The 14,465-nt window shown below is 60.2% G+C and carries 8 protein-coding genes; 4 read left to right on the top strand and 4 right to left on the bottom strand.

All coding sequences use genetic code 11. The annotated features are described in order from the left end of the window. Window positions 1-40 precede the first annotated feature (40 nt). From A9W95_RS11930 to A9W95_RS11915, 4 genes are all read left to right on the top strand, one after another. Window positions 41-1,264, top strand: coding sequence for a restriction endonuclease (locus A9W95_RS11930; protein WP_067412497.1), 1,224 nt, complete (start codon window positions 41-43; stop codon window positions 1,262-1,264). A gap of 187 nt (window positions 1,265-1,451) precedes the next feature. After that, window positions 1,452-2,003: a hypothetical protein gene (locus tag A9W95_RS11925; protein ID WP_216638159.1), complete on the top strand. Its 552-nt coding sequence runs from the start codon at window positions 1,452-1,454 to the stop codon at window positions 2,001-2,003. 41 nt (window positions 2,004-2,044) lie between these two features. After that, the gene (locus A9W95_RS11920) at window positions 2,045-2,329 is read left to right on the top strand and encodes a hypothetical protein (protein WP_253851634.1); all 285 of its coding nucleotides are present in this window, start codon (window positions 2,045-2,047) and stop codon (window positions 2,327-2,329) included. Window positions 2,330-2,461: 132 nt separating this feature from the next. Further along, window positions 2,462-3,334 (top strand): hypothetical protein, encoded by an 873-nt coding sequence (locus tag A9W95_RS11915; protein WP_067412495.1) that lies wholly within the window; start codon window positions 2,462-2,464, stop codon window positions 3,332-3,334. A 50-nt stretch (window positions 3,335-3,384) separates the two neighbouring features. Here the strand turns inward: A9W95_RS11915 and drmB are convergent, their stop codons facing one another. Genes drmB through A9W95_RS11895 form a run of 4 tightly spaced genes read right to left on the bottom strand, consistent with a single transcriptional unit; the run spans window position 3,385 to window position 14,450 of the window. Beyond that, entirely contained in the window at window positions 3,385-5,196 is a 1,812-nt protein-coding gene (gene drmB, locus A9W95_RS27495; protein ID WP_067412492.1) for a DUF1998 domain-containing protein, read from the bottom strand. Further along, on the bottom strand, window positions 5,193-8,303 hold the full coding sequence (locus A9W95_RS11905) for a helicase-related protein (protein WP_067412491.1): 3,111 nt from the start codon (window positions 8,301-8,303) through the stop codon (window positions 5,193-5,195). The genes drmB and A9W95_RS11905 overlap by 4 nt, the downstream gene beginning before the upstream one ends. A gap of 7 nt (window positions 8,304-8,310) precedes the next feature. Next, a complete protein-coding gene (locus A9W95_RS11900) occupies window positions 8,311-9,882 on the bottom strand; it encodes a nuclease-related domain-containing protein (RefSeq protein ID WP_067412488.1) in 1,572 nt (523 codons plus the stop codon). Next, window positions 9,879-14,450, bottom strand: coding sequence for a DEAD/DEAH box helicase (locus tag A9W95_RS11895; RefSeq protein WP_067412485.1), 4,572 nt, complete (start codon window positions 14,448-14,450; stop codon window positions 9,879-9,881). Before A9W95_RS11895 ends, A9W95_RS11900 begins: the two co-directional genes overlap by 4 nt. Window positions 14,451-14,465: the final 15 nt, after the last annotated feature.

Here is a 14,465-nt window from a genome sequence, read left to right as displayed (position 1 = left end):
CAGTGTGGTGCCTGCACGAACCAGGGATAGGCTCCGTCGCATGAACACCTCGGGGGACGCCGGGCTAGTACAGCGCCCTGACGAGTTGCGCGTCGACGGTTCCTATCGCAACCTGAGCAACTGGAAGGACAAGCGCGATGAGTTCAACCGCTTCTTCCGTTTCTCAGACGGGGTTGGCATAGCGAACGCTCAGGGCTTCAGACCTAAGAGCCTCAAGAACGGCTCGACTGCGATCGAAGATTGTGGATTCTGTCTGCTGGTAACAAACTTCGGTGAGCCAGAGTGGCCGGATTCACTGGATAGCGAGACAGGTCTGTTCACCTACTACGGCGATAATCGCAAACCGGGCAACAGAATCAACAAAACCCCTGTCGGCGGCAACCGGTTACTTGAGAAGGCGTTCGAGCTGCGGCACGACGGCGACCGCGAAGCCATCTGCCCCTTCCTCTGCTTCGAAAGTTACGTGGGTGCTGGTGGCAGCTATATGCGTTTCTTGGGCCTCGCCGTTCCCGGTGCAGAGGGCCTCTCAAACTTGGAAGACCTCGTGGCAGTATGGCGGCGCAAAGGCCACGAACGGTTCCAGAACTATCGGGCCGTGTTCACAATTTTGAAGGCGGAATCGGTGCCGTATTCCTGGCTAGAAGAGATCGTGTCAGGCGCCTCGCCAGCCAAGGCCAAGAGTTGTCCTCCTGCGTTCGCAAAGTGGGTCGACACAGGCAAGTACGATCCGTTGACAACACCACCTGCTCGCGTACCCCGCAAGAAAGCCGACCAGCTTCCCAAGCTGCCACGCAAGGAACGGGAGGAAAAGGCGCTGGAGGCGGTGCGATCTCTCAGCGACCGCCAGTTCGAATATTTCACCAAGGCGCTGCTGCGACTGATGGATCCAAAATTCTTCGATCTTGAAGTGACCCGCAAGGTGGTTGACGGGGGGCGAGATGTTGTAGGTAAGTACAGAGTGGGCCACGACGATCATTTGATTTCGCTGGACATTTGCGCCGAGGCCAAGCACTGGAAAAAGGCTATCGGGGTCAGGGAAATGATGCGCCTGATTTCCCGCATCAAACATCGAGACTTCGGAATCTTCGTCACCACATCGCATTTCGATATAGGCGTGCAGAAGGAACTCATCGAAGACGGTCATCCAGTTGTTCTGGTTTCTGGCGGCGACATAGCGCGGATTCTGATTGCCAGGGAACTCGAGGGGGCAGCACTTGACCGCTGGCTTGACGGCATCCGACAAGAGGACGCAGCTGCCGAGTAAAGGGCGATTACTCTTCTTAGCAGCCACAGCAGTCCGCCGCAGTCTTCGGCGACGAGGTCGGCATTGCATAGCGGGTTGCATGGTTGGGCACCCTCTCTGCAGCAGCATAAAGGCTCAGGCGGCAGTCTGCGAATCAGTTGTTGAATTGCTGTGCAATGGTTGAGCCCGGGCAGGGGAGGGGAAACTTGTGCCTTATGACAAAGACGGTAACTACCTGTCGCTCGACGCGGCGATTGATGTGTTTCTGCCTGTCGCATTCGACGAGCTAGTCAGGACGGCAAAGGTCTACAACGCCGTCATCACTTACAAAGAGTTGGCTCAGAAAGTCAAGGAAGCCACAGGCATTCGGTATGACGCCCAGCTCTATTGGCTTGGGAGGTTGCTTGGTCCGCTCGTGGCGCAGTGTGCGAAGGAAGGTTTGCCACCCCTCACGTCCCTAGTCGTGCACGCGGAAGGGACAGTCGGCGCCGGCTACCGTGAAGTTCTCGAAGTCGCCGGCGAGCCGATACCGGACGATCTTGACACTCTGGACGATCACGCCGCACTAGCCCGCCTTGAATGCTACAAATTCTTCGGCGCGGAACTCCCGCCCGACGGTGGAAAGCCGACACTGACGCCCCGAGTAAGGGCGACTCGGGACTACAAGCGGGCGCAAGCCAAGCGGGATCAGCTGCCGAAGATTTGTGTGGGATGCAACACGGTTCTCCCGGCGACTGGCATCTGCGACAACTGCGGCTAGATGCTCCTCTGAATGGTTGGACCGCAACACAATGCAACGAAATGGCGATCACCATGACTGACACGGCCAATCAGCTCGCGCACATCCTCCGCGACCTGATCAACGACGCCGTCACCAACGGCATGGGCATGGGAAAGCTGGACCGCCCCAACATGACTGAACAGCAGCTATTTGAATACCTTCACCATGAGCAGGACCTGCCGGTGACCCGGCGAATGATCCACTACGCCGTGATGCGCCGGGAAATCGTGCCTACGCGGCTGGGTAACGGCAACTACTTCTCCAAGCGGGACGGACTTCAGTGGGTCAGATCGCGCAAGCGATGACGCGCTGGTTTCGTCAACAGGCGCGCGCCGAGCCTGAGGGGCGTCGTCATGCTGCACCGCCTTAGCCGGTAGCCCGTAGCCCGTCTTCTAAACGTTAGCCGCAATCGCTGGCTCGGTCCGTAGGCTGGGCACATGGTGGAGTCGGACCCGGTCGAAGACTACTTACACGCAATCGACCGGCTGAGCGATCTGAGCTCAGCAGTGGCAGCACAGCAGTCCCAGGAGGAGGTACTCGACGCCATCGTCCGCCTCCGGCTCGCGGTCATCCGCGCCTACGGCGGCAGACGTCCACGGCACCCGCACGGCAGGGGGGCCCGTGGACTCATCCTCGAATACCTCCTGGAGCATCTCGGTGAGTTCGTCTACGGCGAGGAACTTGCGGCGATTTCTGGCATTGGCGAGTGGGCACGGCGCGTTCGGGAGCTACGCGTCGAGGAGGGCTACGAGATCGAAGAGGACGCTGGCCGATATCGGCTTTGCTCTCCCGACCCCGACGCCGAAAGTCGCGAACGGTGGCGAACTGTGACAGCGCTCCGGGAGGCACCGGGTGAGGCAATCGATCGCGTTCGATTATTATTCGAGAAGCTACCTCAACAGGTCGTCAACGTTGATGAGCTCGATCGCGTCGCTCGGGCGCAAGACGGGGTCCGTCTTGCACGGGAGCTACGAGAGCGCGAACTACTCCCTATCGAATCTTCAGCTGACGCACCCGATTTGATTGCAGGTCAGTATCGATTGGCATCCCCGTATGAACGCGACCATCTGGGCACGTCGCAACGACTCTTCCCGGAGGACATACGGCGTCAGGTGTTTTCTCGCGACCGATATACGTGCTGGTCCTGCCACAAAGATCGGTACACGGCGAAGCACCTCGCCGAAAGTCCGTTCTTCTTGGTCGTTCGGCACCTCGACGTGCCCCCCGATCGGCTGGTTGACGTCTCCGTCGATCGTCTATCCGATCTGACGCGCCTTGCTACATCCTGCAATCGATGTGCTACCAGTTAGCGGATGCTGATTCAGGTCGCCGTCTCGATTCGACTAGAGCCCTGACCGGCTCACACGTTGATCCTCCGAGCAGCGTCCTCCTGCATCAGCTGGATAACCGGCTCAAAGTATCCGGGTGTTTCGTCGCCATCACCGACGAGGAGCGCTCGGTCTAGCAGCAAATTGCTTCGCTCGCATGAGGTCTCCGAAACCAAGGCGCAACCATGGCATGCGGCCAGGTTCATGCTGCCGAGGCCCTGTCCGCGGCTCTCTCGACATAAGGGATCCGACGAGCACCACGCTGCACTCTCCAATGCCGACGACACTGTCCGGGCAAGTCGGGGTGCCTCGCCTTGGCGGACAAGGCCTCCCAGGGTTCCCTCTGAATCGCCGGCAGCGGTGTAGATGAGCAGACCGCTTTGCGGCGAAGGGCCGGTTGACGCATAGACCCTTTCGCGCAGCGATGCGGCTGAATACCCGCACGAAAACGCCAGTTGCCTCATCAAAATGTGCGCAAGGGTGTGCAACAGCACCAGGCGCGGAGTTGCCTCGGGAAGCCGAGATCCGATCAGCGAATCCCGACGCCGTCGCTCGATCTCGCGCACCCGCTCGATGACGGGCTCACGAGCCTCCCATTGGGTAAGACGAGATTCTCTTAGTGTCAAGAGGATTCCCTCGCCAAAGGATTCGACAGCTGGGAGCCACCTGCTACGGCTTCGCGGCCCGAGGTCAACATCGACGAGGTTAGCCTCGAGGTCGTAGCGGCGAAACCCGTGCAGTACCCGCACTTCTCGAAGGCGATGCGCCAAGACCACATCCCCGATGAGATCTGCCAGCGCCAGCATGGACGCGTTGGCTTTGTCAGCCAGAAATGGCGTAACCGACACATTGAACGTTGGCGTGCCCGTCGGCTCCCCCGGGTTGTCAATCGCCTGCTGAAATGCCATCCACTCATCGGCGAGCAGGCCCTCACGCGCAGCCATTACCTCGTCGTTCTGGCTCGCGCTCGACGTAGCAACCCTGAGCACCAATTCTGGTGCCACCGCCAGGTCCTCGGCGATTAGCCCAATGAGGACTTCGGCCCGGGGCCCGCTTGGCGCGGACCGCACGTCTTCGAAATTGCGGTGTTGCCGAATCTCCGCCTCCACGTTCCGCACCGGGACAGTCGGTTCTGGGACGTCCAAAGCGGTCGTAGTCTCGCTTATGGTCACATTCGTTGCTCCACGTTGCAGCACTTCGACACGCTCATCGCACCCGGCGGCGTTGTAGGCCTGCCAGGGTTGAGTCCCGCTGCATCGAAAGCCGATCCTTTGCAGGGATTCCCGGGAGGTGAGGTCTCCCAGGTCTCGGTTGGCCGAGCACGTTGCGCAGCGAACCACGAGGCTGGCCAAACCCTCTGTGCCGCCGCCTCGAGTCTGAAACAGTAGATCCTCCTCGCGGCAACGCGCTTGATCTTCTCCCTCCGGTTCCGAATGTGCCCACCAGACCCACGGAACGTCCATCGCGTGGCCGAATTGTGTGCCAACCGCGATGAAACGCATCGGGACCATTGGGCCGGTGCAGTACTGGCAACGGGGCGGCTCACCGGTTTCCTCACGAAGTGTCATGCGGTGCATGCGACGGCAGTTTTGGCAAAAAAGCCAGGATGGAAATCGTTTGTATGGGAGACCGGGCGTTCGTGCCGACGGCCACGACGGCACGCTTGGCGGTGTCCGCAGCTCAGACACGCCAAGACTGAGTTCCAGGCGCGGCGAACGAATTATGGTGGTTCGCGCAACTTGCCATTGACTGATGTCAGCCGCCATCAAAGACTCACCCTCGACATCGAGGATGGCGCCTACTCCGAACGGGCTGACCGTCTGGCTCAGCCGGGTCTTTCTCACAACGACTCCCCGATGGCAATAACGCGGACGGATCGATCAACCGAGCGCATCGAATGCATTGCCGGCCAGCCGTCCTTTCGCTCGCCGAAGTCTCGCAATAACGCAGGGTAGTCGCTATCGCTGCTCCGATAACGTAACGGTGTCCCTGTCGCTTCCGCTTCAAGGGCACGTCGTTCCCACTCAGCGACGAGCCGGCGCAATTCAACCTCGGTCTGAGCTCGAGCTTCCGGTTCGGCTTCGTTGACCGCGCTCAATAAGGTCTCTACGGCGCGGCGAACGCTTCGGTCGTCGGCTCTGAATCTCCCGGCGTCTTCATTGGCCCGTAGTCCAGCGCCGTGTCGGACCAGCATTACCAGCGCCGCACGCAGCGATCGGTCGCGCGAGGCGGCCGCCCACGGCGTAACGCTCGTCGGTTCAACGTACCTATAAATGGATTCGTGGTAGGCCCTGAATGACTCGTAGTGAGAGCGGTCGCGCGGCTTGCTGGGACGCAGCAACGTGACGACCAGGCCTGGCACAGTTGAGCGACCCACGCGACTGGTCGCTTGGATGTACTCGGAGGTGGTTTTCGGTTGGCCGTTGACGAGCATGAGGCCAAGCCGGCTGATATCGATTCCGACCGACAAAAGGTTGGTTGTCGCGACCAGGTCTACGGCGCCTCCCTCGTCGACGCGGCGTGCCAGCCGATTCATGTACTTCACCGCGAGGTTGGGGCTGACGTTGCTGGTTAGTTCGATAACGCCATCGCGCTGGATTCGCCTGGCATTGACGCCCTTCACCGCTGCGCGAGCGGTCAGCATGCTTTCGACATCGTCGCGCGCGATGGTCACGGTGCGCCCAAGTTCACGCAATGAATTGTGGTACGCCACGACCGTCCAGTACGCGTCGAGCTGTGACAGCTCGGACTCCACTGCCAGGGGTGCCTCCAGGAGTGCCGCGCTGGCAAGAACTGTAGCGAATGACTGGGTGTGCGCTTGTGGCATGAGGCCCAAATACATACGGCCGGGGGAATTTTTGTCTACCTGAGCGAAGTAACTGTTGTCGGCTTCGAGTCCGCTCGGTGGGAACAGCGCGACCTGTGAGCCGTATAGCCGCTGCACCTGTTCGGGTGCAGACCGGATAGTCGCGGTAGACGCAACCACCTTGGGGCGGCTGCCCTCCCAGCCGATTAGGCCCAAAACCGCTGCCTCGTAGAGCGCGACCGTCGTGCCCAGCGGTCCTGACAGGAGGTGTAACTCGTCTTGGATGATAAGGCCAGGCGGGTCGTAAGGCACATTTCCTTGGCCAAGGATAGCGCCCGCTTCAGCCTGCCAGGGCAGCCTGGCGAACTTATCAACCGTCGCGACAATCAACGTCGGAGGATCGGCAAACATCTGCTCGTCGATTACTTTTATGGGAAGTTCTTCGCGGAATGGGCACTCTGGGTGCGGACAGTTGAGGTCGAAGCTGTAATTGGTGGATGTGACGCCATACGCAGACTTGTCGGTCGTTCGCTTCTTCGGGAGCAACTCAGTACCGCACCACGGACAATTGGTTATCTGGAATGGGCTCTCGGGTTCCGATGCGTTGAAAAGCTCCTGCGTTAGGGAACGCGCGGACCGATAGTCATTGGGTGTGGTGTCAGCGCCCACCCACAAGCCAATCGAGAATGCAGGCGTTCCCGCCAAGCGGTCATCGAGTTCCCTGAGCTGCTGCAGTGCACAGATCAAAGTTGCGGCACGTTGAAATTGCTGTGCCGTCAGCATGCGGAGGGTGTAGCGAGTAAGAACCGCAGTGCCGCCGCCGCGGGAGCCTCGGGTTAGGCGGCGATAGATCATCTCGAACGCCGCAACGGCTAAATAGGCCTCCGTTTTTCCGCCTCCGGTGGGAAACCAGATCAGGTCCACAGTGGAGCGGTCGGGATGCGACGCGCTTGCGGTCGAGGCGATCGTGAGGAGTTGAAAGGCTAGCTGGAACGGGTACCACGCTGGTTCCGGCAAGTCCGACGACCGCGGTTCAAGCGGCCTACCCCGCCGCCCGGCCGCGCTCTTGACGTGGCTCGACTGAAGAATTTGCTCGCGCATCGACCGATTTGCCAGTCGGAACGCAGTTCTGACCTGAGGTTCTGACCCCAAGATGGAGATTCCCTCACGCATCCGTTTCAGTGCGACATCCATGCGCCCTGTGAGCCGCCCTGCCGCGGGTGTGAAGTTAGCCCCTAACGATTCGGCCTCGTTTTTGCGCGCATCGATCCAGTCGGCGTATCCATCGACGAATGAGGTCAGCTCGGTGACCAAGTCGTTGGTCTGGATAGTGTCGTTGGACAGGAATTTAAGCCCCAGAACTTTGCGGTCTCGGTCGCCTGGGTATACGCCGGGCACCGTCACCCGCGGAAGCATTTCGGTCGCGACCCAGGATTTAGCGGTTCCCGAATCGTCCCACGTGACCGAACATCCGTGACCTACGCCGTAGACGTTCCGGTTACGGTACAGCAGCTTGAGTTCCTGGTCCTCCTGATCGTCGCTGAGCAATGAAACAGACGGGTACGGACGAATTTGACCGCCTTCGACTGTGCAGCGCATTTGGACCTGGAACAGGCACTGCTCCGTCGGTGGGGGCGATTGCGCATCGCGGTGGACTGCTGTGTTCTCGATAGCTACCGTCACCAGCCAGGCATCGCCCAACCGTCTCCAGGCGGCCACAATTCGCGCCGCACGGTCGAGGACCGGGACCGGTTGGGTGCCGGGCCCGATCTGCAAATCGCTTTCAGTCATCGGCTGCCGTTGCCACCCGGAACGGTCGGGCAGCCGTCGGTAACGCGCCGCGGACACGTCGCATGAAATTTCGGGTGCGTCGTGCAGGAATGAAACAGCTGCTGATGCCGGGTACCACGCGTTGGCGAGTTCGATCGGCTCGTCGAGTCCGTCATCGTAGCCGTCGTCGCCGAGGACATCACCATCCAGGTTTTGGGCCGCCTCACCCCGCGGATATAGGGTGCCGACCAGGTAGACCCGGTCCGGGCGGTCGCGGACAATTTCCTCGTCGCCCCCCGCCGGGCCCAGATATTGGCCGCGCAGAAACGTCGCGACATCATCGCGGAGCTGTGCGAACGTGCGCGTTGGAATCATCCCTGAGTCACCTCTGATCGCCAATCAACTGATGCCATGCGCGGGGGTTAACCGCAAGCCACAACGAGATTCGAGGTCTTGTCATGGCGACATAGAACCGCGCCATTCCGGTCGCATTGGCGACGTCATCCACGTCGACAACCAGGACGTGCGGCGCTTCCAAACCCTTGATCTGTTGTGCCGTAGTCAGTTTCGCTATCCCAGCGCTAGTGGTGTCATGGGTGGGGTCTGCCACTATCAGCTGCCGGCGCGCAAATGCTTTGCTCTTCACCGCCGAGCTCGATTTGACATCGTCGCGCAGCGTGACAACGACGATGTCAGACAAGTCGACGTCCTGTTGCCGAAATTGCTTCAGCCGTGCGTCAAGGAGCGCTGCCGCGTCCTCGTCAGAAGCGGGCTTGACGTATTCCACAGCCGGGCCGTGGCCGGCCTTGGCGACTCCGAGGTCTGCCCCGGTCAAAAGCTGTGTCTGCTGAACAACCGCGGAGGTGTTACGGCAGTTGTACGGCAGCGTGTATTGAACACCTTGGCTTTTTAGCTCTTCGAAAATGGATTGGTCGAATGACCCGTCCACGTTGGCCTGGTTGTTCGGATCGCAGAATATTCGCCAACGACCGTCAGCAAGACCGCCGACCACGAGTTGATCGAGCTTCAGACAATCATCAACCGACATAATATCCTGAGCCTCGTCGACGACGATCACGTCGAAGGGAGGAGAACCCGAAATCTGCGACCACGGCAGACAAGTAACCTCGCTCCCGGACAGTGACTTCCGCATGACATCAATTACTCCGGTAGAACGGCAAGTCAGCAGCACCTTCGCACCGTCGGCGGAGGCTCGGCGCGCAGTCTCCACCGCGAGAAGAGTCTTTCCCGAGCCAGCGCCACCGGTGCAGAAGATCCGAGTATTCGTTTCGCAGCCCCGCAGCATGTCGTACTGCTCACGGGCCAGAGCTACATAATCGGCTTCGAAGGTATGCGCCAGAAGCGAGAGCCGTGGAATCCGATCAAAGTCGGGTCGGACCACCTTCAGGATCTGCTGATACTCGTTTTCAGCCGGACGTTGCCGGTTTTGGGCTCGCCAGTGGCGCGCAGCAGCGCGAAGCGATGTTTGGAGGTGGCCAACTGTCATGGCCGTCGGGCCAATGTACTCGACTGGGTCCCATTCGATGTCCGGGTCGAGCACTTGATCGGGTGTAATCACCACAGCGCCGAAAGCGCTTGCAAGCCCACGGATCCGATGTTGGAGCGTATTCTTCAGGGCGTACATCGCAGTCCTGGCTTGTTCGAACGGCCCTTCTCGTTTCTCGTGGCTATCGCCGTATCGGTCCGTGAAAACCCAAAGGCCGTCACGACGGGAAATTCGACCTCCCTTGACTTCGATAACCAGCATCACGCCCTTCATCACGACCAGGAAATCGATCTCAGCCATCCGCTTGTACTCGTGGCGTGGCATGTGCACGGAGTAAAAGCATGTTGCCGGCTCCCCGAGGTCGACCTGATGAAGAAGCTTGGCGACGCGCGCCTCGGCGGCGGACTGGATCGTTCCGAATCTATCTATGGGGGGGACGATCTTCACGACCGCCCGGCTCCTTGGCGCTCCCAGATGTAGTCAAACTGCGTGTAGGCCAACTGCTCCCCGAAAGCCTCGAAGGTGTCAGCCATGTTGACTACTTGGCAATCGGGCTTACCTCCGTTGAGCGGACCGCGAAGGCCTCGACCCACCATCTGTATGTAGGCGTTTGGACTGAAGGTTGGCCGTGCAATGTATAGAGCCCTGACGGCGGGTGCATCAAAGCCTTGGGTCAAGACATTGCAATTCGTCAAGACACGAATCTCGTTGGATCGAAATGCATCAATGGTGCGTCGTCGCTCACGCTGGGGCGTCGAACCACTGACGCTGCTCGACTTGATGCCGCGCACTCGAAGAAGTGCGGAAAGCGTCTGCGCGGCCAGGACCGACGAAGTGAATACAAGAATGGGCCAGTCGTCGGGCTGTTCAGCAATGTCGCGGAGCAGCGTGAGCGTACGGTCGCGGTCGCGACCGATGCGGTCGAGCACTGACTGGGGGACGTCGCGAAATGTCTCGAACTTCTCACGCTCTGCCACGTTGAGCGCATACGAAGATCCGCGCAGCACCCTGTGCTCGACTCTGGCCAGCACGCCAAACTGCTGAAGCGTTCCGTACGGATCGTCTCCCAGAACATTGAGTAGGCGGCTGCCGAAACGGGTCGCGAGGCGATGCGACTCGTCTGCCGATCCTTTGAAAGGTGTCGCTGTGAGGCCCAATAACGGCCTCTTCGTTTGTCGTTGATCTATTCCGAGCCAACGAAGCGTCGCGGTGATACCCACTGCGGTTGCGCCGTGGGCCTCGTCAATAACGACTGCGGCGGCGTTGCGCAGCCACTCGTAATCGTCTTTCTCGCGAACCTTATCGAGCTTCGCGTCGGTCGCCACGACCACATGGGCGTCTGTATCGCTTGCGGCGACCTCATTGGTGCTCCACAGTCTGGATAGGTTGAGGGGTCGATCGCCGAATTCTCTCCAAACCGTGGACCACGTCTGCACCGCTTGTTCGCACAGTTCCTCCGTCTGAGCTATCCAGAGCACCGGTCCAATTAGTTCGCGATCGAGGAAAGAACGACTGATTGCCTCGACAGTGACTCGTGTCTTGCCAGCTCCTGTCGGGAGAAAGAGCAGCGCTCGGCCCGGACTGTCCGTGGGGCGGAGAAGCTCCCGGATCTGGGCTGCCAACTCCTTCTGATAGGGATGAAGCGACTCAAGGTTGGGCGGTCCCAAAATGGTGAGATCCGATTCGAGTTGTTGTCCTCCTTCTCCGCCGTACTCGGCCGGGAACCCGAGCGCACGCACGAAGGCAACTGCAGGTCCTGCGCCAGCCCATTTGTCGGGGACCGGGTAACCGGCCGCCTTGAGCTCGTGGCGCAGCTCACCAAGCACGTTGTAGCCGTGGACGTGAAGCAGTAGTTCTGCGATCTGTCGGTCACCTTCGTCGCCTGACACTGAACGAACGATTTCCAGCAGGCCTATGGGAAGCTTTGCTTCGAGTGTCGCCGCTGGCAGGAGCGCGAGCAGCCGGCTCGGGGCGTCCGGCTGCACGCGCGAAGCTGCCATCGCAGCCTGCACTTGCTCACTCTGGGCGTCTTTGAGGATTCGGTCGATCGAGGCGAGATCGAGGTCGAGCGCGAACTCATCGGAGATCCGTTCGAGGAGATCCTCATTGTCCATAGCGTTCTCGAAGTAGATCGTCTTCGCGTGAGCGGCGAATTCGTACGAACGGCTTTCAGTGCCTGTCGGCTGGGACACGACGAGCTGCAGAGCCGAACAGCTGACCATGTCCCACCCATCGAGTTTTCCGCTGGCATAGTCACGAAGCCGTCGGAAGCGGTCCAGGACTATTACCGGCTCGCTGGGTGTGTCGGGCACAACCTCGACCCTCAGCGTTTCGGAAGCCCGCTTGCATCCCCAAGCTTCGATGAGAGCTTCGGCAGCATCCGCATCTTTGACCGCTACGAAGGCCAGGCCTTCCTGTGTCAACGCCCGGATCTCATCGTCCTCGTGGGCAATGATCAGTGACGTTGGCGGTACTGAGTTGAAGGCTGATCCCTCGACCGCAGGAAGGCGCTGGGGGGTCTCATCGGACGGCAGTCGCACGAACGCGTCGGCGATGAGCTCGCCAAGCTGCACCGGGCTTCCGCCGGTCGGCATGCGGGATAGAAACTCCCGCCACATGTCGAGGGGTACATCGTCGCTACTTTCGATGGTGTCCAACTTGCTGGCAACTGCCCAGGTTGCAACAGGAAGCATCGGTGCCAGGTCGGTCTGGTCTGGGTGTAGCGCCTGGTCGGGTTCGCGTGGCCCCCATGCTGTGTCAATGAGGCCATAGTGCTGAGCCGCCCATAGATGCGGTGCAGTAACCGTCGTTGGGTCCACTCTGCTCGAAGCATAAGTCCAAAGCGTCCACGTGGGATGGGCGCGTATCTCCAGAAGTTCACGCGTCCAAACGGTGCGAGCCCTTACGTCACCTGTGTCCGCAAATCTGCGTAGAACGTGGAGTGGGGCCGGCCCAGCGTTCTCAACGAAATCAAGTGTTTCGGGACTGGGTCTACCGCGACGTGGCAGTGTCGCAAGAACTGCTTCTCTTATGAGACGCCGGTATTCGAGAAGAGTCAGATCCTGCATTGCCGCCGGCGTGATGACGGGTCTGGATCCGACGCCGATCGCTGCCAGTAGGCCCAGGTGAAGCTCGTGATATTGGTCGTCGACCGCAAGGTTGGACGCCAACGGTGCAACAACACCAGGCACCACGACGCCGCCAACGTGCTGCCACGACCCGTCTTGGCAACGCACTTTGAGGACAGCACTTGATTTGATGTGGTCCAGCAGGATTTGTTCTGCGTCGTTCACGCTCACCTCAAGTACGAGTTGCCAGAATTCCTCCCACTGCTCTGGGGCCCATCGGTTGGCCGCTGTCGTTGCCAGTCTGCGAAGTTCGTTCGCGGGGTCCACGTCGGCGAAGCCAATGGACCGTAGACGTGCTTCCACATCCTGGCGGGCGAGAAAACTAGGCCGCACGAGGCGAATGCCCGCGGCGGTACTCAACGGATTTCCACGCAGAAACAAGTCAGACGTCTGGTTGAGGCGCGCAAGCATTCCGTCGACATCCGGAATTACCTCGGCACGCGCCATCTCGTTTCGGGCATATTCATCCGTTACAGAGAAGTACACGCCCAAGGCGGAGTCGCACTGTGCATCGGTGCCGTCGGGCACCAGCTCCTCTAACCACTCCGACGCGCTGAGTTCCGCGGAGGACGGCCGTGTTAAATCGCCCCGTACAAGTCGACGCAACCGCGCGCGCCGCGTGTGAGTCGTGTAGCAGGTCCAATGGGGCGATCTCACTGGTCGAGCTGGGGCGTTGTGCCACTGGATGAACGAGGCCACCTCGATCTTCAGGTCGGTGTTGGCGTAGTCGAGCTTTGTCGGTTGGCGAAGTATTCCGTTCGCATCCGGAACACACGCCGTGGCAACAGCAAGTGCGGGGACTCGTTCGATTAGCTTCAGGTCGCCGAAATTGTCGGCCTCCTTATCGCGTGCTGGCATGTAGTCCAGGTGGCGGGCCGGATCTTCATCGGTAACAAGGTGGGGCAGTGCACTTACGACCAGGGCGGCGAGGACTTCAAGGAGTTCATCGTTGAATTGACCGGGCAGCAGGTTCGTGCGGTCGTCACTGATGTGCCACGGTGCATTGTGGATGCCGCGTGCCGAGGTGAAATCCATGAGGGGGAAATAGGCCCAGAAGCGTCCCAACTTCTGCGTCTCGTCCTGTGGGGCCGCATAGGTGACTGTAACCTCGGGCCGCCGGATTGCCTCGCTTACTTCGGCCAGTGCTGTGTCTGATGGTCGGTGCGTTTGATGCCAAACCATCCAGTCAGACGACTTTCCGTCCGCCCCAACAAGCTGGTAACGGTTTTGTCCGCAGCTGTCGCATCTGAACTCGCGCTCGCCAACGCCCTCGACATTGATGTTCAACGTATTCACGAAGGGAGCGAACAAAAGAAACTCGTGCGGAAAGTCGGTTAGGTCTTGGGCCAGCCTGTCGATGTCGCGGGTGAGCGGCAGCTTGACGATCGTCTGCGCCCACCGGCCGAGTTGCTCGAGCACTGGATCGCCTTCAAGCACCGCCGGCGCATCGACGAGGATTGGCAGACGAAGAACTGGGTATTTGGTGGTCTTGGGAGCCACCGAGGTCAATGCTCGCCGACTTTGCTCTGCGTCGAATGAAAATGAGATCGAACGGCTGAGTACCAGGGGAGCATCTGTGACGCCCAGAACCGACTTGAACCCCAGACCAAACCGGCCCATATCATCGCCGCGCTTGTCGCTCAGGTACGCGTGGCAGACCGCCTCGAGGCCGTTGCGCGTGAAGGGCGCACCCTCGTTGGCGCAGTAGAGGCTCCCACCCTGTAGAACTAACTCCACACGACCGCGGGTATCCGACCGACGCAGCGCGTCCGCCGCATTCTGCACAAGCTCCAGAACCTGCCGGTGGGCGTACCCGCCGGTGCGGAAGCTGTCCTCCTGCCTGCCATGCTCGCCGACGAGGAGGGGATTCGCCTTGTAGGCGTCCATCGCTCGTTTTCGATG

The organism is Mycobacterium sp. 1423905.2 (assembly GCF_001673155.1).
Lineage (GTDB): Bacteria > Actinomycetota > Actinomycetes > Mycobacteriales > Mycobacteriaceae > Mycobacterium.
The sequence above is the reverse complement of the archived record's forward strand: the minus strand, read 5'-3'. Positions and strand labels throughout refer to the sequence as shown.

Excerpts from the sequence above, each read along its gene's own strand:
- A9W95_RS11930 (WP_067412497.1), top strand. The coding sequence starts at position 41 with ATGAACACCTCGGGGGACGCCGGGCTAGTACAGCGCCCTGACGAGTTG.
- A9W95_RS11920 (WP_253851634.1), top strand. The coding sequence starts at position 2,045 with ATGGCGATCACCATGACTGACACGGCCAATCAGCTCGCGCACATCCTC.
- A9W95_RS11915 (WP_067412495.1), top strand. The coding sequence starts at position 2,462 with ATGGTGGAGTCGGACCCGGTCGAAGACTACTTACACGCAATCGACCGG.
- A9W95_RS11905 (WP_067412491.1), bottom strand. The coding sequence starts at position 8,303 with ATGATTCCAACGCGCACGTTCGCACAGCTCCGCGATGATGTCGCGACG.
- A9W95_RS11895 (WP_067412485.1), bottom strand. The coding sequence starts at position 14,450 with ATGGACGCCTACAAGGCGAATCCCCTCCTCGTCGGCGAGCATGGCAGG.